The organism is Streptomyces sp. NPDC037410 (assembly GCF_055602235.1).
Genome location: NZ_JBVJWR010000032.1, coordinates 57,793 through 80,663 on the forward strand (window position 1 = coordinate 57,793; position 22,871 = coordinate 80,663).

The 22,871-nt window shown below is 73.4% G+C and carries 18 protein-coding genes and 1 rRNA gene; 10 read left to right on the forward strand and 9 right to left on the reverse strand.

Annotation, left to right across the window (positions count from 1 at the left end):
- Positions 1–124: 124 nt before the first annotated feature.
- The 4 genes from ACZ7HT_RS34730 to ACZ7HT_RS34745 are packed head-to-tail and all read left to right on the forward strand — an operon-like array spanning position 125 to position 4,487.
- Positions 125–3,031, forward strand: a complete 2,907-nt coding sequence (locus tag ACZ7HT_RS34730) for a sensor histidine kinase (protein ID WP_471173427.1) — start codon at positions 125–127, stop codon at positions 3,029–3,031.
- Positions 3,028–3,465: a roadblock/LC7 domain-containing protein gene (locus ACZ7HT_RS34735; RefSeq protein WP_471173429.1), complete on the forward strand. Its 438-nt coding sequence runs from the start codon at positions 3,028–3,030 to the stop codon at positions 3,463–3,465. Before ACZ7HT_RS34730 ends, ACZ7HT_RS34735 begins: the two co-directional genes overlap by 4 nt.
- 10 nt (positions 3,466–3,475) lie before the next feature.
- Complete coding sequence (locus tag ACZ7HT_RS34740; RefSeq protein WP_116162090.1) at positions 3,476–3,901, forward strand: DUF742 domain-containing protein; 426 nt, start codon at positions 3,476–3,478, stop codon at positions 3,899–3,901.
- Positions 3,882–4,487 carry a GTP-binding protein gene (locus tag ACZ7HT_RS34745; protein WP_471173430.1) on the forward strand — a complete coding sequence of 202 codons (606 nt, stop codon included), beginning with the start codon at positions 3,882–3,884 and terminating at the stop codon, positions 4,485–4,487. The genes ACZ7HT_RS34740 and ACZ7HT_RS34745 overlap by 20 nt, the downstream gene beginning before the upstream one ends.
- Positions 4,488–4,535: 48 nt before the next feature.
- Here the strand turns inward: ACZ7HT_RS34745 and ACZ7HT_RS34750 are convergent, their stop codons facing one another.
- From ACZ7HT_RS34750 to ACZ7HT_RS34760, 3 genes are all read right to left on the reverse strand, one after another.
- A complete protein-coding gene (locus ACZ7HT_RS34750) occupies positions 4,536–5,693 on the reverse strand; it encodes a lipid-transfer protein (RefSeq protein ID WP_471173454.1) in 1,158 nt (385 codons plus the stop codon).
- A 26-nt stretch (positions 5,694–5,719) separates the two neighbouring features.
- Positions 5,720–6,193, reverse strand: a complete 474-nt coding sequence (locus ACZ7HT_RS34755; protein WP_471173431.1) for a Zn-ribbon domain-containing OB-fold protein — start codon at positions 6,191–6,193, stop codon at positions 5,720–5,722.
- 65 nt (positions 6,194–6,258) lie between these two features.
- A complete protein-coding gene (locus ACZ7HT_RS34760) occupies positions 6,259–7,080 on the reverse strand; it encodes a M15 family metallopeptidase (RefSeq protein ID WP_471173433.1) in 822 nt (273 codons plus the stop codon).
- Between ACZ7HT_RS34760 and ACZ7HT_RS34765 the strand changes: the two genes are divergently transcribed.
- Entirely contained in the window at positions 7,079–7,639 is a 561-nt protein-coding gene (locus tag ACZ7HT_RS34765; protein WP_471173435.1) for an NUDIX domain-containing protein, read from the forward strand. The genes ACZ7HT_RS34760 and ACZ7HT_RS34765 overlap by 2 nt on opposite strands.
- A gap of 170 nt (positions 7,640–7,809) precedes the next feature.
- Here the strand turns inward: ACZ7HT_RS34765 and ACZ7HT_RS34770 are convergent, their stop codons facing one another.
- Positions 7,810–10,275, reverse strand: a complete 2,466-nt coding sequence (locus tag ACZ7HT_RS34770; protein ID WP_471173436.1) for a glycoside hydrolase family 31 protein — start codon at positions 10,273–10,275, stop codon at positions 7,810–7,812.
- 215 nt (positions 10,276–10,490) lie between these two features.
- Between ACZ7HT_RS34770 and ACZ7HT_RS34775 the strand changes: the two genes are divergently transcribed.
- Positions 10,491–12,464: an acetoacetate--CoA ligase gene (locus tag ACZ7HT_RS34775; protein WP_471173438.1), complete on the forward strand. Its 1,974-nt coding sequence runs from the start codon at positions 10,491–10,493 to the stop codon at positions 12,462–12,464.
- Between the two features lie 58 nt (positions 12,465–12,522).
- On the opposite strand, the gene ACZ7HT_RS34780 is transcribed toward ACZ7HT_RS34775, so the two are convergent.
- Both ACZ7HT_RS34780 and ACZ7HT_RS34785 read right to left on the reverse strand, forming a co-directional pair.
- Entirely contained in the window at positions 12,523–13,611 is a 1,089-nt protein-coding gene (locus tag ACZ7HT_RS34780) for a CU044_5270 family protein (protein ID WP_471173439.1), read from the reverse strand.
- Positions 13,608–14,405, reverse strand: coding sequence for an RNA polymerase sigma factor (locus tag ACZ7HT_RS34785; RefSeq protein WP_471173441.1), 798 nt, complete (start codon positions 14,403–14,405; stop codon positions 13,608–13,610). The genes ACZ7HT_RS34780 and ACZ7HT_RS34785 overlap by 4 nt, the downstream gene beginning before the upstream one ends.
- A 46-nt stretch (positions 14,406–14,451) precedes the next feature.
- On the opposite strand from ACZ7HT_RS34785, the gene ACZ7HT_RS34790 reads away from it, so the two are divergent.
- Positions 14,452–16,197: a serine protease gene (locus tag ACZ7HT_RS34790; protein WP_471173442.1), complete on the forward strand. Its 1,746-nt coding sequence runs from the start codon at positions 14,452–14,454 to the stop codon at positions 16,195–16,197.
- A gap of 81 nt (positions 16,198–16,278) precedes the next feature.
- Here ACZ7HT_RS34790 and ACZ7HT_RS34795 read toward each other — a convergent pair whose 3' ends face one another.
- Positions 16,279–17,598, reverse strand: a complete 1,320-nt coding sequence (locus ACZ7HT_RS34795) for an aminotransferase class I/II-fold pyridoxal phosphate-dependent enzyme (protein ID WP_471173443.1) — start codon at positions 17,596–17,598, stop codon at positions 16,279–16,281.
- A 45-nt stretch (positions 17,599–17,643) separates the two neighbouring features.
- Between ACZ7HT_RS34795 and ACZ7HT_RS34800 the strand changes: the two genes are divergently transcribed.
- Both ACZ7HT_RS34800 and ACZ7HT_RS34805 read left to right on the forward strand, forming a co-directional pair.
- Complete coding sequence (locus ACZ7HT_RS34800; RefSeq protein ID WP_471173445.1) at positions 17,644–18,933, forward strand: MFS transporter; 1,290 nt, start codon at positions 17,644–17,646, stop codon at positions 18,931–18,933.
- A gap of 23 nt (positions 18,934–18,956) precedes the next feature.
- Positions 18,957–19,850: a hypothetical protein gene (locus ACZ7HT_RS34805; protein WP_471173446.1), complete on the forward strand. Its 894-nt coding sequence runs from the start codon at positions 18,957–18,959 to the stop codon at positions 19,848–19,850.
- A gap of 70 nt (positions 19,851–19,920) precedes the next feature.
- Here ACZ7HT_RS34805 and ptsP read toward each other — a convergent pair whose 3' ends face one another.
- The gene (gene ptsP, locus ACZ7HT_RS34810; protein WP_471173447.1) at positions 19,921–21,591 is read right to left on the reverse strand and encodes a phosphoenolpyruvate--protein phosphotransferase; all 1,671 of its coding nucleotides are present in this window, start codon (positions 21,589–21,591) and stop codon (positions 19,921–19,923) included.
- An 80-nt stretch (positions 21,592–21,671) separates the two neighbouring features.
- Positions 21,672–22,121, reverse strand: a complete 450-nt coding sequence (locus tag ACZ7HT_RS34815) for a PTS sugar transporter subunit IIA (protein ID WP_471173449.1) — start codon at positions 22,119–22,121, stop codon at positions 21,672–21,674.
- A gap of 663 nt (positions 22,122–22,784) precedes the next feature.
- On the opposite strand from ACZ7HT_RS34815, the gene ACZ7HT_RS34820 reads away from it, so the two are divergent.
- A 16S ribosomal RNA gene (locus tag ACZ7HT_RS34820) occupies positions 22,785–22,871 on the forward strand; the annotation flags it as partial.

Genomic DNA, 22,871 nt, shown 5'->3' on the forward strand with positions numbered 1-22,871 from the left:
CGTGATGCAGTAGTAGGCTCGCGCCGCCGTTTGTTGAAATCCAAGGTTGACGCCGCGTGTTGACGCCGGCCGTCACGAACGTGAAGGACCCCCGTGGCGCACGGGGGCCGAGCTGGGGGAGGCCATGCGCTTTCGCGGGAAGTCCATCCGCAGGAAGATCGTGGCGTTGCTGCTCGTACCGCTCATCTCCCTCACCGGACTGTGGGGTTTCGCCACGGTCCTGACGGGCCGCGAGGCCGACCAGCTCCTCGGCGTCCACTACATCGTCGACAAGGTCGGCTACCCCCTGGAGGACACCGCCCGCGTCATCCAGATCGAACGCCGCCAGTCGCTCGTCTACCTCGCCGACCCCCGCGGCTCCGACGCCCTCGCCTCCCTCCGCGAGACCCGCCGCGCCACCGACCGGCAGATCGCCCGCATCCGCGCCAACGCCGCCGACCCCAGCGTCCGCGACGAGATGCGGCCCGTCACCAGCCAGCGGCTCAACTCCCTCCTCGACGCGCTCGACGGCCTCGCCTCGCTGCGCCGCTCCGTCGAGAACCGCGGCATCGGCCGCATGCAGGCCCTCGAGTTCTACAACCGGCTCGTCGACCCCTGCTACAGCTTCCTCATCACCCTCCACGCCCTCGAGAACGTGGAGATGGACAAGCAGGGCCGCGCCCTCGTCGGCATCACGCGCGCGCGTGAGCTGCTCTCCCGCGAGGACGCCCTCGTCCTCTCCGCACTCGTCGCGGACCGCGTCACCTCCGAGGAGATCCGCGCGATCTCCGACCTCGTCGCCAACCGCGAGCAGTTCTACGAGGTCAACCTCGAACTCCTGCCCTCCGCGGAGCGCGAGCACTTCGAGAAGTACTGGCGCAGCCCCGACACCCAGCCGCTGCGCACCGCCGAGAACGCGATCATCGAAGAGGGCCCCACCGACAGCCCGCGCGCCATCACCGCCGCGCGCTGGCAGGACCAGGCGAGCCCCGTCCTCGACGACCTCGCCCGCGAGAACACCGCCGCAGGCGACCGCTACCAGGAACGCGTCAAGCCCGCCGCGTACAGCGTCCTCCTGAAGGTCGGCATCGCCGGCGTCCTCGGCTTCCTCGCCCTGCTCGCCTCGATCGTCATCTCCGTCCGCATCGGCCGCCGCCTCATCCGCGACCTGCGCCGCCTGCAGAAGGAGGCCCAGGAGGTCTCCGGCGTCCGGCTGCCCAGCGTCATGCGCCGCCTCGCCGCCGGCGAGCAGGTCGACATCGTCACCGAGGTGCCCCACCTGAAGTACGGGGAGGACGAGGTCGGCCAGGTCGGCCAGGCCCTCAACACCCTCCAGCGCGCCGCCGTCGAGGCCGCCGTCAAGCAGGCGGAACTCCGCCGCGGCGTCTCCGAGGTGTTCGTCAACCTCGCCCGCCGCAACCAGGTCCTGCTCCACCGGCAGCTGACCCTCCTCGACACCATGGAGCGGCGCACGGAGGACACCGACGAGCTGGCCGACCTCTTCCGCCTCGACCACCTCACCACCCGCATGCGGCGGCACGCCGAGGGCCTCGTCATCCTTTCCGGCGCCGCCCCCTCCCGCCAGTGGCGCAAGCCCGTCCAGCTCATGGACGTGGTCCGCGCCGCCGTCGCCGAGGTCGAGGACTACGAGCGGATCGAGGTGCGCCGGCTGCCCCGCCTCGGCGTGGGCGGCCCCGCCGTCGCGGACCTCACCCACCTCATCGCGGAACTCCTCGAGAACGCCACGGTGTACTCGCCCCCGCACACCGCCGTCCAGGTCCTCGGCGAGCGCGTCGCCAACGGCTTCACCCTGGAGATCCACGACCGCGGCCTCGGCATGAACCCCGACGCCCTCCTCGACGCCAACCTCCGGCTCGCCGAGACCCCGGAGTTCGAGCTCTCGGACACCGACCGGCTCGGCCTCTTCGTCGTCAGCCGGCTCGCCCAGCGCCAGAACGTCCGGGTCTCGCTCCAGACCTCCCCGTACGGAGGGACCACCGCGGTCGTCTTCATCCCGGCCGCGCTGCTCACCGACGCGCCCGAGACCCAGGGCGCCGGATTCCGGCTCGACCGCAAGGCCCTGGAGCGCCCGGGCGGGACCGACGACGCGTCCACCGACGGCGCCCTGCCCCTGCGCAGGCCGGCCCTCACCAAGGTCCCCGACGTGACCGAACCCGGACCGCTGCACGGCCCCGTGGAGCTGGAGGCCCCGCTCGGCACCGAGGACTTCGACGCCCTCCTCGACCGGTCCGCCGACCTCCTCGACAGCGACAGCGAGCGCGGCGGCCTCTTCCGGCCCCGCGACCGGCGCCGCGGCGGGCTCGCACCCGCCGGAGAGCAGCACGAGCAGGCCCCGGACCGGACGGCGGGCCGCGGCGAGCAGGACGCGCCCGCCGACGGCACGCCCGCCGGCCCCGTACAGCTGCCGCGCCGCCGCACCCCGACGCTCGTCGTGGACCACGGCCGCCGCCTCGACGAACCGGACGGCGCCCACGCGCAGCCCGACCGCGCGCACCCGCAGCCGGGCCGCGCCCACGCCCAGGCCGACCGCTCCCAGCCGCAGCCGGACCGCGCGCACCCGCAGGAGCACCGGACGGACGTCCCGCAGGACGAGCGGCGCGTAACCCGGGCGGGTGACCGGCTCGGAAGCCGCCAGGGCGACCGTCCGGGTCTCCCGCAGGGCGATGTGCGGGGCATCCTGCCGGGCTCGGGCGCCGGTCCCGTCCTCGTCCCCGTACCGCCGGACGGTCCCGTACCGCCGGAGAGCCCGGACCCGTTCGGCGGCCTGCCGCGCCGCGTCCGCCAGGCCAGCCTCGCGCCCCAGCTGCGCGACCCCGACGCCAAGGCCGGCCGGGGCGCGGGCGGCCGCACCGACACCCGTACGGGCACCACGGCTCCGTCCGACGGGCCCGACTCCTTCGAGCGCGACGCCGAGGAGGTACGCGCCCGCATGGCCGCCATGCAGCGCGGCTGGCAGCGCGGCCGGCGGGACACCACAGAGCCGGACGACACGACAGCACGAGGAACGACACCCGAGGGGGACGGTCGATGACCGCACCGAACGCCGCAGCATCCAGCACCACCTCCGGAAACGGCGAACTGAACTGGCTCCTCGACGAGCTCGTCCAGCGCGTCGGGTCCATCCGGAAGGCCCTGGTGCTCTCCAGCGACGGACTTCCCACCGGTGCCTCCCAGGAGCTGACCCGCGAGGACGGCGAGCACCTGGCCGCCGTGGCCTCCGGCTTCCACAGCCTCGCCAAGGGCGTCGGCCGCCACTTCGAGGCGGGCAAGGTCCGCCAGACGGTCGTCGAGCTGGAGGACGCCTTCCTCTTCGTCACGGCCGCCGGCGACGGCAGCTGCCTGGCGGTGCTCGCGGACGCCGACTCGGACGTCGGCCAGGTCGCCTACGAGATGACGCTGATGGTGAAGCGGGTCGGGGTCCACCTCGCGACGGCTCCCCGGACCGGCCAGCCCTCGGGAGGGTGAGTGGGACGTCATGAGTGACGAAGCCGAGCGCAGCCGGCGGGAGCCGGGCCCGACCCCCGGCCACCACCACTGGTTCGACGACGAGGCCGGGCCGGTGGTCCGTCCGTACGCGATGACCCGCGGACGGACGAGCGCCGCCACCCGCCACCGGCTCGACCTGATCGCGGTGGTCGTTCCCGAGCCCGCCGCCGACGACCCCGGCCGGGACCAGACGCTCTCCCCGGAACACGTGGAGATCGTCGAACGCTGCTCCGAGCAGCCCCAGTCGATCGCCGAGCTCGCCGCCGGACTCGACCTCCCCGTCGGGGTGGTCCGGGTCCTCGTCGGCGACCTCGTCGAGGACGAACTCGTCCATGTGACCCGCCCCGTTCCGCCGGCCGAGCTGCCGGACGTGAGCATCCTTCGCGAGGTGATCAATGGCCTTCGGGCGCTCTAGCCGCACCAGGTCCTTCGTCGAGCCGGTGACCCTGAAGATCCTCGTCGCGGGCGGGTTCGGGGTCGGCAAGACGACGCTGGTGGGCGCGGTCAGCGAGATCAGGCCCCTGCGGACCGAGGAGGTCCTCACCGAGGCCGGGCGGCCCGTCGACGACCTGCACGGCGTCGAGACCAAGACGACCACCACGGTCGCCATGGACTTCGGCCGGATCACCCTCCGCGAGGACCTCGTCCTCTACCTCTTCGGCACGCCCGGGCAGGACCGCTTCTGGTTCCTGTGGGACGAGCTGGCGCAGGGGGCCCTGGGCGCGATCGTCCTCGCGGACACCCGGCGCCTGGAGGACAGCTTCGCGGCCATCGACTACTTCGAGCGGCGCGGCATCCCGTTCACGGTGGCCGTCAACTGCTTCGAGGGCGCGCAGCGGTTCCCGGCGGAGAGCGTGCGCGGCGCGCTCGACCTCGACCCCGAGGTGGAGCTGCTGATGTGCGACGCCCGGGACCGCGAGTCCGTGAAGAACGTCCTCGTGGCGGTCGTCCAGCACGCCCTCGTCCTCGCGGACCGCAGCCCCGCCGCCGTCACGACCTGACGGCGGGGGGGCTCGGCGCTGGGGCCCCAGGGGCACCTCCCGGCGTGCCTACCGCACCGCCACCACCGCCGAACCGTGCCCGAACAGGCCCTGGTTCGCGGTGATCCCCACCCTGGCTCCCGGCACCTGCCGGTCGCCCGCCGTGCCGCGCAACTGCCAGGTCAGCTCGCAGACCTGGGCGATCGCCTGCGCGGGCACCGCCTCGCCGAAGGAGCCCAGGCCCCCGCTGGTGTTGACCGGAAGGCGCCCGCCGAGGGCCGTGGCGCCCTCCCGCAGCAGCTTCGCGCCCTCGCCCGGCGCGCAGAGCCCGATGTCCTCGTACCACTCCAGCTCAAGCGCGGTGGACAGGTCGTACACCTCCGCCAGGGACAGGTCCTCGGGCCCGAGTCCCGCCTCCTCGTAGGCGGCGCGGGCGATCGAGGCGCGGAAGGTGTACGGGGCGGGGGAGACGGCCGCCGCCGAGTCGGTCGCGATGTCGGGGAGGTCGAGCACCGCCTTGGGGTACGTGGGGGAGACGGTGGACACCGCCCGGACCCGGACCGGGTCGGGGTGCCCGTGCCGCCGCGCGAACTCCATGCTGGACAGCACGAGCGCGGCGCCTCCGTCCGAGGTCGCGCAGATGTCGAGGAGCCGCAGCGGATCGGCGACGACGGCCGAGGCCGCGACCTCCTCGGCGGTCACGCGCGCGCGGTAGCGGGCCAGCGGATTGAGCGCGCCGGCCGCCGCGTTCTTCACCTTCACCTGGGCGAAGTCCTCCGCCGTCTCGCCGTAGAGCGCCATCCTGCGGCGCGCGTACAGCGCGAAGTACGCCGGGTTGGTCGCCCCGAGCACCCGGAACCGCAGCCAGTCCGGGTCGCCGGGCCGCTCGCCGCCGGCCGGGGCGAGGAACCCCTTCGGCGTCGAGTCCGCGCCCACGACCAGGACCACGTCGGCGAGCCCCGCCAGGATCTGCGCCCGTGCGGTCCCGATGGCCTGGGCGCCCGAGGCGCACGCGGCGTACACGCTGGTGACCCTCGCGCCCTGCCAGCCGAGGGCCTGCGCGAAGGTCGCCCCCGCCACGTACCCCGGGTAGCCGCACCGCATGGTGTCGGCGCCGACGACCGAGCCGATGTCGGACCAGTCCAGACCGGCGTCGGCGAGCGCGGCGCGGGCGGCGGCCGTCCCGTACGAGACGAAACTCCGGCCCCACTTGCCCCAGGGGTGCATTCCGGCCCCGAGCACGGCGATGTCGTTCACGACCGCTCCTCCTGTACGCCCCGGGCGACCGGCCGCCAGTGCCACGTGGTCCAGACGTGCTCCTCGTCCTCGTTCAGCACCCCGGGCACCACCTCGACCTCCGTCCCGACGGCGAGGTCGGCCGTCGACACACCGGGCGCCGCCTGCCCGAGCACCACCATCGCCTCGGCCGCGAGCTCGACGGCGACGAGGGTGTACGGCTCCCAGGGCGCGTCCGGATCCGAGACGTACGGGGCGGGCGGACGGTACCGCCCGTCGGTGTACGACCAGACCCGGCCGCGCGGCGAGAGCGGGACCTCCGCCAGTTCCCCGCCGCCCGGACAGCCGGGGTTGCGGCACCAGTCGTCCTCACGCGGGAAGAAGACCGACGCGCAGGCCGAGCAGCGGGTGCCGAGCAGCCGGAACTCCGCCTCCGGCACGGTGTCGTCGGTGAACCAGCCGGCCACCACCGGTCTGCGCGTCCGTGCCATCGGGACCTCCCGGGATCTGACGAAGTGTCAGAATTGTGTCATGGGAGGCCGGTACTGAGAAGGGCTCAATGCCCCGCCACCGACCTCCGCGCCACCGGGAAGTCGAAGAACGTGGCCGGGAACGGCTCCGGCTTGAAGGTGAAGTGCCACCACTCCTCCGGCAGGTTCACGAACCCCTGCTCGGCGACCGCGCCCCCGAGGAGCTGCCGGTTGGCCCGCTGCACGCCCTGGATCCGCGGGTCGTCGGTGTGCGAGCGCGTGTCGAAGCAGTCGTACCCGGTCCCCATGTCCACGGAGTTGTCCGGGAACCGCTCCGCCTGCGGCGCCCAGCACTCCACCAGCTCCTCACCCGGTACGTACGCGCGCGTGGGCGACGCCGGAAGCCGCACGACCGTCAGATCGACCGTCGAACCCCGGCTGTGCCCCGACTTCTCCGCGATGTATCCGTCCGCGAACAGCCTCGACTTGTCGACGAGCGGATAGAACTCCCTCTTCATCCGCTCGTCCTCCAGGTCCTTCGCCCAGCGCACGAAGTGGTCCACGGCCCGCTGCGGCCGGTAGCAGTCGTACACCTTCAGCGTGTACCCCCGGGCGAGCAGCCGGACCTGCGCCCGGTGCAGCGCCTCGGCGGCGGGGCGGGTCAGGAGGCACAGCGGCTGTCGGTAGCCGTCCACCGGCTCGCCGACGAAGTTGTGCTCGGTCGAGTAGCGCATCTCCTGGAGGATCGTCGGGTCCACCTTGTCGAGCGCCACGAACTCCCGTGGCGCCTTGGGCTCCGGCGCGGCCGAGGCCGGGGGAGCGGGCGCGGCGACGGAACCGGTGACGGCGAGGAGTCCGGCCACGGCCGCGACGGCGAGGGTGCGGAAAGCGGTTGCGAGTCCAGTCATGCGCACCGTCTATCAGTTCCGGCAGCGCCGGGAAAGGGTGATCGCATACCGTCGGGCCGTGAAGGACTCCCACTGCTCCTCCTGCGGCGCGGCCTACCCCGCCGACGCCGGCTGGCCCCGCACCTGCCCCGCCTGCGGCCACACCGCCTACCGCAACCCGCTGCCCGTCGCCGTCGCCCTCCTCCCCGTCACCGACGCCCAGGGAACCGGCCTCGTCGTCGTCACCCGCACCATCGAACCCGCCCTGGGCGGGGTCGCGCTGCCCGGCGGCTTCATCGACCACGACGAGGACTGGCGCGCCGCCGTCGCCCGCGAACTCCGCGAGGAGACCGGCATCACCGCCTCGGCCGAAGAGGTCCGCCTCGCCGACGCGATGAGCTCCCCCTCCGGCCACCTCCTCCTCTTCGGCCTCCTCCCGCCCCGCCCGGCCGCCCAACTCCCCCCGTCCACCCCCACGAACGAGACGAGCGGCCACCACCTGCTCCACGCCCCCGAGGAACTGGCCTTCCCGCTGCACACGGAGGCGGTACGGAAGTGGTTCGGCGGGGCGTACGGGTGACGGGGCCGGGTGCTGGATCCAATCTTTGGGATCCAGCACCCAGGATCCGATCTCCGGGATCCAGCACCCAGGATCCAGCCTCCGGGATCCAATCTCCAGGATTTGGATCCAATCTCCAATATTCGGCTACTGGATATTGGATCCGCCTACTGGCTACTGGATCCACGACCTCACAGCCCCCGCACCCGCACCGGCAGCCCCGCCTCCTCCACCCCGTCGTCCGTGACGCGCTCCACCACTACACGCCCGTCCACGAGCCGCGACTGGTACCGCTCGATCGTGGCCGGCTCCCAGCCGTCCCCGGTGTCGCGTACGACGAGCCCGCCCCCCGTCCGCCCGGCGGCCGGGGCCCACACCTCCAGGACGAGCTCGTCCCCCTCGCCGCGCACGGGGAGCACGGCCCCCGCCCGGGCCAGGACCGGCACGCGGGAGAGCGGCGAGTCGAGCAGCACCTGCCCCGGACCCTCGTACGCCCGCCCCGTCGCCGTGTCGTACCAGCGTCCGCGCGGCAGCCGCACCGCACGCCGGTCCGCACCCCGGTTGAGGACCGGCGCCACGAGCAGCCCGTCGCCGAGCAGGAACGCGTCCTCGCAGTCGCGCAGCGCCCGGTCCTCGGGATTCCCCCACCACACCGGGCGGACGTACGGCGCGCCCGTCATCCGGGCCAGCCGGGCCAGCGTCGTGAAGTACGGCCGCATCCGCTCCCGTTCGGCCAGCGCCACGCGCGCGTGCTCCAGGACCTCGGGGCCGAACTCCCACGGTTCGCGCCGCCCCGCGTCGATCGCCGCATGGGTACGGAAGAGGGGAAGCCACGCGCCCAGCTGGTACCAGCGCAGGAACAGCTCCGGCGACGGGCTGCCGTCGAAACCGCCCACGTCGGGACCCGAGTAGGGCACCCCGCACAGCCCCAGACCCAGGACCAGCGAGAGCGAGGCCCGCAGCCCGGGCCAGCCCGTCGACACATCGCCGGACCACGTGCCCCCGTACCGCTGCATGCCCGCCCAGCCGGACCGCGAGAAGAGGAAGGGCCGTTCGTCGGGCCGCAGCCGGCGCAGCCCCTCGTATCCGGCCCGGGCCATCGCGAGCCCGTACACGTTGTGCGCCTCCCGGTGGTCGCCGCCCCGGTCCTCAAGCGCGTGCCGCGCCGAGCGGGGCAGGGTCGGGTCGCCGAAGGGGACGAAGGACACCGGCTCGTTCATGTCGTGCCACACCCCGGCGAAGCCCTGCCGGAGCCGCTCCTCGTACAGACCGCCCCACCACTCCCGTACGGCGGGATCGGTGAAGTCCGGGTAGGCGCACTCGCCGGGCCACACCACCCCGCGCACCTCCTGGCCGCGCGCGTCCTTGACGAACGCGTCCGCCGCCGCCCCGCCGTCGTAGACCGGGTCGCCGGGTTCGGCCTTCACGGCCGGGTCCACGATCGACACCAGGCGCACGCCCTGCTCCCGCAGCTCCTCCGCCAGCGCCGGAAGATCGGGGAACCGCTCCCGGTCGACCGTGAACACCCGGTGACCGTCGTAGTGATCGATGTCCAGGTGTACGGCGGACAGCGGCAGCCCCCGCTCCCGGTACCCGGCCACCACCCGGCGCACCTCGCGCGCGCTGCCGAAGCCCCAGCGCGCGTGCTGCGGCCCGAGCGCCCAGGACGGGGGCAGCGCGGGCGCGCCGGTCAGCGCCGCCCAGCCGTGCAGCACGCGCGCGGGGGTGCCGACGACCACCCAGCAGCGCAACGGCCCGCCCGTCATCCGCACCTCGCTGGTTCCGGGCCGGTCGTGCCCCGACCCGGCACCCTCGTCGCCCTCGGCGAGGGTGATGCGCCCGTCCCAGGTGTTGTCGTGGAAGGCCAGGTGCGTACCGGCGTCCGAGACCACGAACTGCACGGGCATGGTCAGGTAGAGCGGATCGTCGCCGGGGCCGAAGCCGCCCTTGGGGTCGGTGTTCCACAGTCGGTACGAGCCGCCCCGCAGGCGCGGTCCCGCCGACCGCCCGCCGAGCCCGAAGAACCGCGCGTCGGCCGGCACCTCACTGCGCTGCACCCACCGCCCGCCGCCCGCCGCCACTGCCCCGGCACCCGCCACCGCCCCGGCACCCGCCACCGGCCCGGCGCCGTCACCGGCCGCCGACCCCGCGTCGCCGTCGCCGCCACCGGCCACCGCCCCCGCACCCTCGCCCACCACCGGCTCCCACCAGCGCGGCGGCAGGTCCCTGCGGAGCAGCACCCCGCCCGGGGTCCGGAGCTCCACGGCCCCGTGCCGGGAGACCGTCACCGTCACCCGCTCCGACACGATCCGCCACCCCCCGTCGGTGTCCGGTTCGAGAGAGGCCCGGGGATCCGGGTCGGGCGCCTCGCCGGCCAGGGCGTACGAGGGGAGCGGTCCGGCCCCGTCCCATCCCCAGAACACCGTTCCGCCCGCCGACACACAGATCCGGAGCGAGGACCGGGCGAACCGGACGGTCCCCCCGCCCGGAGCCGCCTCCGCCCCCACCGCGAGCCCCGGCACCCTGGCCCGCTCCGCCCCCCGGGGCGGCAGCCCCCACGCGTCCGTGCGGCGCCGCCGCCACGCCGACCGCACCGCCCGCAAACCCTGCACCGAACCGAACACTTTCATCGAACGCACCAGTTCCCGACCGTCCATGCAGCTCACCCTGCCACCCGCCGAAGCGCGAACCGGTTCCGTTCAGCCGCCGTTCACCCGTGGTGGGACCACATGTTCAACTGCCCGACCATGGGCGGGCAGACCTGGTGCGATCGACGATCACATGGCATCGTCCTGTCAGCCGCGTCACGCGCACACCCCAGCACGTGCGCGAGACACACGCAGACCCGCGTACAGCCAGGGAGCCGCCCCAAATGACATCAGCAGTGCCGACCGAGCCGCTCTGGCAGCCGGACGAGGAACGCATCGCCACGGCCGCCGTCACCCGCTTCCAGGCCTGGGCCGCTGAGCACCACGGCGCCCCCGCCGAGGGCGGGTACGCGGCCCTCCACCGCTGGTCGGTCGAGGACCTCGAAGCCTTCTGGCAGGCCGTCGTCGAGTGGTTCGACCTCCGCTTCTCCACCCCGTACGAGCGGGTCCTCGGGGACCGCTCCATGCCCGGCGCCGAGTGGTTCCCCGGAGCCACCCTCAACTACGCCGAGCACGCCCTGCGCGCCGCCGACGAGCGCCCCCATGACACGGCCCTGCTTCATGTGGACGAGACACATGAGCCCACGCCGATCACCTGGGGCGAGCTCCGCCGCCAGGTCGGCTCCCTCGCCGCCGAACTCCGCGCCCTCGGCGTGAACCCCGGCGACCGGATCAGCGGCTACCTGCCCAACGTCCCGCAGTCCGTCGTCGCGCTCCTCGCCACCGCCGCCGTGGGCGCCGTGTGGACCTCCTGCGCCCCGGACTTCGGCGCCCGCAGCGTCCTCGACCGCTTCCAGCAGGTCGAGCCGGTCGTCCTCTTCACCGTCGACGGCTACCGCTACGGCGGCAAGGAGCACGACCGCCGCGACACCGTCGCCGAGCTGCGCGCCGAGCTCCCCACCCTGCGCGCCGTCGTCCACATCCCACTCCTCGGCACCCCGGCCCCCGAGGGCGCCCTCGCCTGGTCCGACCTCGTCGCGGCCGACGTCGAGCCGGTCTACGAGCAGGTGCCGTTCGCGCACCCGCTGTGGGTCCTGTACTCCTCCGGCACGACCGGCCTGCCGAAGGCGATCGTCCAGTCGCAGGGCGGCATCCTCGTCGAGCACGTCAAGCAGCTGGGCCTGCACTGCGACCTCGGCCCGGAGGACGTGTTCTTCTGGTACACCTCCACCGGCTGGATGATGTGGAACTTCCTCGTCTCCGGCCTCCTCACCGGCACGACCGTCGTCCTGTACGACGGCAGTCCCGGCTACCCCGACACCGCGGCCCAGTGGCGCGTCGCCGAACGCACCCGCGCCACCCTCTACGGCACCTCCGCGGCGTACGTGATGGCCTGCGCCAAGGCGGACGTCCACCCCGGCCGGGACTTCGACCTCTCGGCCGTGAAGTGCGTCGCCACCACCGGCTCCCCGCTGCCCCCCGACGGCTTCCGCTGGCTCCATGACGAGGTCCGCGAGAACCTGTGGATCGCCTCCGTCAGCGGCGGTACGGACGTCTGCTCCTGCTTCGCGGGCGCCGTCCCCACGCTGCCCGTCCACATCGGCGAGCTCCAGGCCGCGGGCCTCGGCACCGACCTGCAGTCCTGGGACCCCTCCGGGAAGCCCCTGACCGGCGAGGTCGGCGAGCTGGTCGTCACCAACCCCATGCCGTCCATGCCGATCCACTTCTGGAACGACCCCGACGGCAGCCGTTACCGCGACAGCTACTTCGAGATGTTCCCGGGCGTGTGGCGCCACGGTGACTGGATCACGATCACCGACCGCGGCTCGGTCGTCATCCACGGCCGCTCCGACTCCACCCTGAACCGCCAGGGCGTCCGGATGGGAAGCGCCGATATCTACGAGGCGGTCGAACGCCTCCCCGAGATCCGCGAGTCCCTGGTCATCGGCCTGGAGGAACCGGACGGCGGGTACTGGATGCCGCTCTTCGTGCACCTCGTGGAGGGCGCCACGCTGGACGAGGAGCTGATCGACCGCATCAAGCGGACGATCCGCAGCGAACTCTCCCCGCGCCACGTCCCCGACGAGATCATCGAGGTCCCGGGCGTCCCGCACACCCTGACGGGCAAGCGCATCGAGGTCCCGGTCAAGCGCCTCCTCCAGGGCACCCCCCTGGCCAAGGCCGTCAACGCCGGCTCGGTCGACGACCTCGGCCTCCTCCACTTCTACGAGACCCTCGCGGCCAACCGCCGATGCTGAGCACACGAGCGGGGCCCGCCGATCCGGTCGGATCGGCGGGCCCCGCTCGTTTCGGCCGTCAGCCCTTCGGCAGCTCGCCGGGCGCCGGGGCGGCCGCCTTGGCGAGCACCGCCGAGACCCCGAGGACCGTTCCCGCACGGCCCGCCGAGGTCGTCGCCGTGAGGACGGTGCGCTCACCGAGGAACGCCGACGACGTCCGGTCGAAGATCCACTGGGTCTGCTCGCCGTGGGAGGTACGGGCCACGGCGACGCCCTCGCGACCGGCCGCGTCCTTCGCGGACGACAGCACGGTCACCCCGGGGATCCGCGCCGCCGCCTCGTACAGCGCGGCGGTGACCTTCGGAGGAGCCCAGGTCTCGGCGAGCAGCGTCCCGATCGCGGTGAACGCCCGCTGATCGGCATCGCCCCCGCCCGCGCGCGTCTGGTCCTGGATCAGGCGCAGCAGGACTCCCGGATCCGTGGGGAGGGTCGCCACGTAAGCGTGCGTCGGGTTGGTGACGGACGGCGGCGCAGCCTCCATGGTGGTCTTCCGCGGCATGGCCCCCCGATGGTCCACCTCGTACACGGGCGCCTCGGCGCCGAGCTCCGTGTCGGGGGCACCGGGCTCGCGCAGAAGGCCGGGCCGGCTGCCGTCGGCGGACAGCCACACCTCGCGCCGATGAGCGGGCGGCAGCGCGGCGGCACCGCCGGCCGCGTCGCGCCCCGCGTGGGCGACGAGGCTCCTGACGTAGACGTACTCACCGGGCCGGACGTGCGGCGCGGGAGCGGCGGCCGCGGCGAGCGCGGCGCCGGACAGGATCTTCACGGCCTCGGGCGAGGCGGCCGGTCCGGCGGAGATACGACCGGGGGTCCCCGTGGTTCCGTCCTGGGGCGCGAGCACGGCGACACCGGCGACGACCGCGCAGGCGGCCATCGGCGCGACGATCCAGCCGAGCCGGAGCCCCTGGCGCGGCCGGACCGCGCGCGCCGGACGGGCGCGCGCGCCGTCCCCGGCGGCCAGAGCGGCCCGCAGGACGGCGTGCCTGAGGTGCTGGTTCCGCTCGGCGGTCAGCTCGGGCGCCGGAGGCGGGGGCAGCAGCTCGGTGAGCTCGGCACGCAGGAGCTCGTCCGCGTCGGCGTGCGGCGGGCGGGGGGCGAAGGCGTTCATGCCTGGTTCTCCGGGGTGGGTCGGGGCGCGAGGGCCGGGCGGACGGTCGAGCGGACGGAGAGGGCGCCGCCAGGTACGGCGAGGGGTTCGGGCACAGCGACGTGTTCGGGTGCGGCTTCCGCCATCGAGGCAGGTCCCGCGTGGGGGAGTGCCCCTCCGACGGCGGGAGGCGAGCCCGCCGCCCCACCCGCGCCGCCGCCACGGACGGCCCGCCCGGTCGAACGGACCGCGGCGGCCGCGGACCGCTCCCGGCGCCGGGCCGAGCGCAGTTCGGCCTCGGCCAGCTTCCGGAGCCGTTCACGGGCCCGGGACAGCCGGGAGCGGACGGTGCCGACCGGGATGCCGAGCGCCTCCCCGGCCGCGGCGTAGTCCAGACCCGCCCACACCACGAGCGTGAACACCTCACGCTCCCGCCGTTTGAGCTTGCCGAGCGCGGCGCGCGCGGCGCGGATCTGCTCCCCGTCCGTCATCCGGGCGAGTACGTCGTCGGCGAAGTCCGGCAGGACGCCGCGCTCGGGGATCCTGGCGAGCGCCGCGTCCCGCCGGCGCGCCTCGCGGGCCGCGCCGCGCATGATGTTGGTCGCGATGCCGAGCAGCCACGGCCGCAGGCTGCCGCCGTCGGCGTGCACCTTCCCGCGGCAGCGCCAGGCCTCCAGGAAGGCGGCGGACACGACGTCCTCCGCGGCCGCCCGGTCCCCGCACACCCGGTAGGCGTAGTGGTAGAGCACGCGTGCGTGCTCGTCGTACGCCTCTCCGAGCGCCGTGGGGTCCCCGGCGCGGAAACGATCTCTCATAGGTGATTCCACAACTGGCACTGGACGCTGGTTCGCCTGGGTTCCCGTGACCTGGACCACACGCCTCACCGACCCCACCGACCCCACCGACCTCCAGGCCGATGTGGCCCAGGTCACGGGAACGCCCCTCCCGCCGCGAGCAGTGCTGGGCATGAACGATTCCTCGACACCCAGCCGTACGACGGACACCGCCGCCGCACCCCGCCCGACGGGCCCCCGCACCCCCGGCCGCCGCACCCTCCTGCGCTCCCTGGCCCTCACCGCGGTCCTCGCGGGCACGACCCTCTCAGCCCTGCCCCCGACCGCCGTCGCGGCGTCCGGCACCCCCGAGACGTACACCCTGACGATCCGGCACCTCGACCGCGCGGGCGCCGCCACCGGCGGCTACCGCACCCACGTCACCGGCATCTCGGGCCCCGGCGCGCAGGAGGAGGCCGCTCCCTATGACGCGTCCGGCACGGTCACCGTCCGCCTGCCCAAGGGGCGCTACCTGCTCGACTCCACGCTGTACGGTCCCGATCCGGCCACCGGCACCGACTGGGTCGTCCAGCCCCGCCTGGACCTGAACGGCGACACGACCGTCACCGTCGACGCCCGGACGACCTCCCCGGTGGACGTCCGCCCGCCGGAGTCCGGCGCCCGCTACCTGAACAGCATCGGGTTCGTCGAGGTCACCCACGAGGGCACCACCCGCTCGGCGAACATCATGATGGGCCGGGAAGGCCTGCGCGTGGCCCACCTCGGCCCGGCCGCCGAATCGGGCACGGTCAAGGAGTGGTTCGACACCTACTGGTCCGGCGCGCGCTCCGACTACGCGCTCGGCTACACCTTCACCTCCGACCGCGCCCTGACCGGGCTCGTCCGGCACCCGGCGGCCGACAAGCTGGCGACCGTGAAGATCCGGGGAGCGGCCGCCGAGGGCGCGACCGGCACCGGGTTCGTCTCCGTCCAGCCCAGCGCGGGCCCCACCGTCGGTCTCGCCCAGTCCTTGCAGCTCCCCGCCACGGCGACCGTGAAGGTCACCCCGGAGCGGGGTCTCTGGGACGTCACCTTCACGGGCCCGGCCGCGCCCGAGACCCCGCCCAACCGCTACGAGGCGAACGGAATCGCGGTCCACGCGGGCGCGACCGTCACGCAGACCTTCGACAACGCCGTCTTCGGCCCCGCCCTCGACCCCGCGCCGGGCGCCCGCCCGGCCGGCGTCCGCGACGGCAAGAAGCTCGCGCTCGACATCCCGCAGCTCGCCGACGGCGACGGCCACACCCCGAGCGCACCGCGCTTCCGCACCGCGACCACCACGCTCCAACGCGACGGCGTGCTGATCGGCACCCGCCAGGGCGAGCCCGGCCGCGCCGAGTTCACGACGACCCCCGGAAAGGCCTCGTACCGGCTCACCGCCTCGGCGACCCGGGGCGACGGCTCGGCGTCGGCCGGAAGCGTCACCGCCTCCTGGACCTTCACCTCGGCCGCGACGCCCCGCGCCACGGCCCTGCCGCTGAGCGTCGTCCGCTTCGCCCCCGACCTCGCCCTCGACGGCACCGCCCCGGCGGGGACCCTGCTCCAGGTCCCGGTCACCGTCCAGGGCGCGGCCGCCGGGACCGGCGTCCGGTCCCTGACCGTGTCGATGTCCACCGACTACGGCACCACCTGGACGCGCGTCCCCGTCCTCGACGGCAAGGCAGGCTTCCGCACCCCCGGCCCCGGCAAGACCGTCTCGCTGCGCGCCGAACTGACCGACACCCAGGGCAACACCCTCACCCAGACCCAGCGGGGTGCCTTCCGCACGCGCTGACCCCACACCGACCGGACGCTCCGGGGAAGGCATCGGCCCTCCCTGGAGCGTCCGCGCGTCACCAGCGCACCCCGGGCTCGGTCAACCGCCGTACGTCGCCTGGGCGTCCCCCAGGACCTCGGCGAAGTCGGCCGCGAGTCGCAGCGCGTCCGCGGGCGCGAGCGTCGCCGTCGTGATCCGTACGGCAGGCGGGGCCGCGATCCGGAACCGCGCACCCGCGGCGACCCACCAGCCCTGCGTCCGCAGCCCGTTCACGACCGCCGACTCGTCCCGCACGGGCACCCACACGTTCAGGCCGCTGGCCCCGACCGCACGGATCCGGTACGCGCCGAGCGCGCCGATCACCGCCGCGCGCCGCTCCGCGTACGCCTCCTCGCCCGCGGCCACCAGCTCCCGTACGGCCGCGTCGGAGAGCAGGCCGGCCACCGTCTCCTGCAGGACGTGACTGACCCAGCCCGAGGTCATCAGCATCCGCCCGTCGTGCCGCGCCAGCGTCACCGCGTCGCACGCGACCCCGGCCCAGCGCAGGTCGATGCCGAGGTGCTTGGACACGGTCCGCACCTGCGCCCACCGTTCGAGCCCGGCCGCCGCGAGGGTGTACGCCGCGGCCCCGCCGACCTCCGCGTTGTGATCGTCCTCGACGACGAGCACCTCGGGGAACTCCCCGAGCACCGCCACCAGTTCGTCCCTACGCGCGCGCGTGAAGAACGCCCCGGTCGGACACTGGCCCCGCGGACTGCACACCACCGCGCGCACCCCGCCCCGCAGCGCGGTCCGCAGCGCGTCCGGTACGAGCCCCTCGCCGTCCACCGCCACCGGCACCATCCGTAGACCCAACGCGGGCACCAGGTCGAGCAGATGGTGGAATCCGGGATCCTCCACCGCCACGGCGTCCCCGGGCCGCAGCTCCGTCGAGAGCAGCCGCGCGATGCAGTCGAGGGCGCCGTGCGCGAAGGTCACGTGCTCGGCCGGCACCCCGTCCCGCTCGAACCACGCCCTGGTCAGCGCCTCCAGGTGCGCGAGCCGCGGCGCGCCGCGATGGGAGCCGTACACCGGGGCGACCGACGCCGGGGGCCGCAGTACGGGAAGAAAGGCCGGGTCAGGATGCCCGCCGGCCAGGTCCACCAGACCGGCGGGCACGCGCGGCGGACGCCGGGAGGCCACCGACGGCACGTCCGCCACCACGGTCCCGCCCCGGCCCCGCGTGACGATCAGCCCCCGCTGCCGCAGCTCCTTGTAGGCCGTCGCGACGGTCCCCGGACTCACCCCCAGCTCGTCGGCGAGCCGCCGCACCGGCGGCAGGGCGTCGCCCGGGGCGAGCCCGCCCTCGGTCACGCCCCGCTCCACGGACGCGGCAATTCTCTTGGCCGTCGCCCCTTCGATCGCATATTGTTCTGCCACGTAATCAATTATGTATCGATACAAAGAAGTTCGCAAGGGGGACCCATGAGCCGCAGCACCACACCACCCACCCGACAGCCCCTCAAGGACCGCATCCCCGGTGGCACGGACGGCCGCCGCATGCTTCTCGTCGGCTTCATCGACAAGTGCGGCACCGGACTCTGGTCCACGGCCATGGCCCTCTACTTCACCTACGTCACCGGCCTCGGCCTCGGCCAGGTCGGCCTCCTCATCGCCCTCTCCGGCGCGGCGGGCATCGCGGGCGCTCCCCTCGGCGGCCGCCTCGCCGACCGCTTCCCCCTCGTCCGCGTCATCATCTGCACCCAACTCCTGCGCGCCGCCGCCCTCCTCGCCCTCCTCACCACCGACGACTACCTGCTCCTCGTCCTCTTCTCCGCCGCGGGCGCCCTGCCCGACCGCGCCACCAACGTCCTCACCAAGCTCTACGCGGCCCGCGTCGCAGGCCCCGACCGCGTCCGCTACCAGGCCATCAACCGCACCGCCGGCAACCTCGGCTGGACCCTCGGCGGCCTCGGCGCCGCCGCCGCACTCGCCATCGGCTCCGCCACCGCCTTCCAACTCCTGCTCATCGGCGACGCCCTGTCCTACCTCGTGATGGCCGCCCTCACGCTCCGCTGCGCCGAACCCCCCGCCCCCGCGACCTCACGCGTCGCCGCCGCCTCCACCGACCCGGCCCCCACGGCCAAGCCCTCCAACCCCTGGCGCGACCGCGGCTTCCTCGCCTTCACCACCGGCGACGCCGTGTTCTTCCTCCACGACTCGATCATCCAGGTCGCCCTGCCGCTCTGGATCGTCCACGCCACCGAGGCCCCCGTCGGCCTCGCACCGCTCCTGATGGTCGTGAACAGCGCCCTCGTCGTGCTCTTCCAGGTCCCCCTCTCCCGCTTCGGGGCCACCACCGACGCCGCCCGCCGACTGCTCCGCCCCCTGGCCGGCCTCTTCGCGATCGCCACCCTCGCCCTCGCCGTCTCCGCCCTCGGCGGCCGCACCCTCGCGATCACCGCCATGATCACGGCCACCGTGGCCCTCACCTTCGCCGAGATGGTCCACACCATCGCCTCCTGGGAGATCTCCGTCGCCCTCGCCCCCGACGACGCCCAGGGCGCCTACCTCGGAGTCCACGGCCTCGCCCAGTCCACCCAGCGCTTCGCCGGCCCCCTCCTCATGACCGGTCTCATCTCCGCCGGCCCCCTCGCCTGGCCCTTCCTGGGCGCCGCCCTGGTCGCCACCACCGCCGCACAGAACCGTCTCGTCCGCCGACGCCTCACCGAACCGTCACTGTCAGTGGCGAAGGTTACGGTGAGTGAGCACTGATCGGAGCGTCACCAGGGGGAGACATGACCCGCACCGGCACCACCACCGCACACCTCCGCCGCGCCCTGCGCCGCGAAGTCCCCAGCACCGTCGGACTCCTCGCCGACGAGCACGACTTCGCCGCCATGCGGCAGTACCGCACCTTCGCCTTCGACGACCACACCACCTACCTACGCCAGATCGAGGCCCTCCTGCGGACCCTCGCGAACCAGGGCGGCCACACCACCGTCACCCTCTTCGACCCCGAGGAGTACGCGGCCTGGTGCGCCGAGACCGGCACCGACCCCGACCACCCCGCCAGCCGCAGCCGGTTCACCGCCCACCTGGCCGCCACCGGCGCCCGCGTCACCTACACGGGACAACCCCTCACCACCCTCCTCCCCGAACTCGTCGACACCGCCGTCCGCCAGGCCACCTGGGAGTACGCCACCACCGTCCTCGCCACCGCCGGAGACTGCGCCCGCTGCGGCAAGGACATCGGCAATGCCGCCTACGCGCGGGCGGGCCGCCTGCTCCTCCGACTCCTCCAGGCCGCGGGACCGGGCACCCACCACCTCGTCTGCAGCGTCCAGGCCGCCGACGACCAACTCCTCGCCGTCCTCCGGACAACCGGCACCGCACCATCCGCCGACGAAGCCGCCGCACCGGAGTTCACCGCGGTACTCGCCACCGGCATCGCCCTCGCCGCACCCGGCGGAGTCGTCCTGCGCACCACCACCCCCGACGCCCCCGACCGGCTCCACGGCTGGCGCCTCACCGACGGCGGCCTGACCCCCCTCACCGAGGCCGAGGTCTTCGCCGCCTACTGCACCGACGCCCGCACCGGCGAACCGCTCTCCCCGGAACCCGGCGTCGAGTACCGCGCCGGACTCCCTCTCGCCCCCGACCCCGACGACGACTGGACCAGCCACCACTGACCCCGCACACGACGAAGGGGCTCCCCGCCACCACGTGACGGAAAGCCCCTTCGTCAAGCACCCCGGGAGATCACTCCCCGGACAGCACCGCCTGCGCGGCCATCCGCGCGTCATGCGCCGTGTCCGCGGCCCGCGCCGCGGCCGCGGCCCGCTCGCACTGCGCCAGCGTGTACTTGGCGAGCGTCGCCCGCACATAGGGAATCGACGCCGCACCCATGGAAAGGGAGGTGACGCCCAGCCCGGTCAGCACACACGCGAGCAGCGGATCCGAAGCGGCCTCGCCACAGACACCACAGCTCTTGCCCTCGGCCTTGGCCGCCTCGGCGGACAGCGCCACCAGGTCGAGCAGCGCCGGCTGCCACGGGTCCTGCAGCCGGGACACCGCACCGACCTGACGGTCGGCCGCGAAGGTGTACTGCGCCAGGTCGTTGGTGCCCAGCGACAGGAACTCGACCTCCTGGAGGATCGAGCGCGCCCGCAGCGCGGCGGAGGGAATCTCGACCATCGCACCGAACTTCGCCCGCAGCCCCGCCTCACGGCACGCGTCGGCGAACGCCTTCGCGTCCGTACGGTCGGCCACCATCGGAGCCATGACCTCGAGGTACACCGGCAGCCCCTCGGCCGCCTTCGCCAGCGCGCTCAGCTGCGTCCGCAGCACATCCGGGTGGTCCAAGAGCGACCGCAGACCCCGCACACCCAGCGCCGGGTTCGGCTCGTCCGCCGGCGTCAGGAAGTCGAGCGGCTTGTCGGCGCCCGCGTCGAGCACCCGCACGACCACACGGCCCTCGGGGAACGCCTCGAGAACCTTGCGGTACGCCTCGACCTGCTTCTCCTCGGACGGCGCCTGCTTGCTGTCGTCCAGGAAGAGGAACTCCGTACGGAACAGACCGACGCCCTCGGCACCGGCCTCCACCGCAGCGGGCACGTCCGCGGGACCGCCGACGTTCGCGAGCAGCGGCACCTTGTGCCCGTCGGAGGTCGCGCCGGGACCGCTGGACGTGGCCAGCGCGGCCTTGCGCTCCGCGGCGGCCTTCGTCAGCTCCGCCTTCTTCTCCTCGCTCGGGTCCACGAAGAGCTCACCGGTCGAGCCGTCGACCGCGATGAGCGTGCCCTCGGCCAGCTCACCCGCGCCCGGCATCGCCACGATCGCCGGCACACCCAGCGCCCGCGCGAGGATCGCGCTGTGGCTGGTCGGCCCGCCCTCCTCCGTCACGAACCCGAGCACGAGCGCCGGGTCGAGCAGCGCCGTGTCGGCGGGCGCCAGGTCCCGCGCGATCAGCACGTACGGCTCGTCGCTGTCCGGCACGCCCGGCATCGGCACGCCGAGCAGCCGCGCGACGATCCGGTTCCGCACGTCGTCCAGGTCCGCGACCCGGCCCGCCATGTACTCGCCGGCACCCGCGAGCAGCTCGCGGTAGTGCGAGAAGGCGTCGTAGATACCGCGCTCGGCCGTGCTGCCGACCGCGATCCGACGGTCGACGTCGGCGATGAGCTCCGGGTCCTGGGCGATCATCGCCTGGGCCTCCAGCACCGCCTGGGCCTCACCGCCGGCCAGATTGCCCCGGGCAATCAGGTCCGCGGCCACAGCCTCCACGGCCTGACGGGCGCGCCCCTGTTCGCGCTCCGCCTCGTCCGCGGGGATCTGCTTGGCCGGCGGCTCCAGCACCGCCGTGCCCATGTGCCGGACCTCGCCGATCGCCACTCCGTGGCTGACGCCGACGCCTCGCAGCGTTGTCTCCATCTCACCCGTCTCCGATTGAGCGGCGGCCCCGGCCGCCGCGTTGAATGTCGAACTCGCGGTCGTCACGACGACAGACCGGCTCAGCTCCAGCCGAAGAGCTGGTCGCCGGCCTTCACGTCGCCGTCCTCGACGACTCCGGAGAGCGAGTCCGCGGTGGCCTCCAGGGCCACGATGGGGCAGATGGGGGACTTGCCGGCCTCCTCGACCGAGGAGGGGTTCCACCGGACGACGGCCTGTCCGCGCGTCACCCGGTCACCCTTGCTGACGAGGAGCTCGAAGCCCTCGCCGTTGAGCTGCACGGTGTCGATGCCGAGGTGGGTCAGCACACCGTGTCCCTCGTCGTCGACGACGACGAACGCGTGCGGGTGCATGGAGACGATGACCCCGTCGAGCGGGGAGACGGCCTCCGAAGGCTCGCGTACGGGATCGATGGCGGTACCGGGACCGACCATCGCACCGGAGAAGACCGGGTCGGGAACTGCGGCGAGACCGATGGCGCGGCCGGCAAGCGGCGACGTCACGTTTGTCATGGGAAGCCTCCCAGGGGCGGAGATCGTGTTTCGCCGTCACTACCTGTCCTGGACGGCGTACTGTTTTGAAGCGTATGTCATAGGAAGTCCCGGTTCCGCACGAGACGTACCCGTTCTGCGGAGCTAGGGACTACCTGGACGATTTGCCTCTACTGACGGTGGGATGTACTGTCGTACTCCTGCCTGACCCCAACGCGGCCTTGAGTCGCGGGTCGGCAGCACCTATCAAGCCAGATCCTAACCCCAGTGGTCTACACCTCTGCGTGCTCGCAGGGGATGTGGTCAGGGGGGCCGAGAAAGCCTGGTAATGTTCAACCCCGCCGGGAACGGAAAGCGCGAATAGCGAATTCTTGCCCCAGCAGCCCGCTCCAGCGGGTGGCAGAAACGGAAATCGGATCTGCTAAGCTGGAAAACGAAGGAAGCGCCCGGAGGGCCTGGAAACAGGAACGAAGGAAGCGTCCGCACCTTGAGAACTCAACAGCGTGCCAAAAATCAACGCCAGATTAGTTGATACCCCGTCCATCTTCGGATGGTCGAGGTTCCTTTGAAAAAGTCCACCCTTCGGGGTGGCAACACTACAGCGAGGACGCTGAGGACGACCGGTCATATTCCGACTGGTTCGTTCCGCTCAACGCGAGTGTCTCACCCGATTACGGGTAAACATTCACGGAGAGTTTGATCCTGGCTCAGGACGAACGCTGGCGGCGTGCTTAACACATGCAAGTCGAACGATGAAGCCCTTCGGGGTGG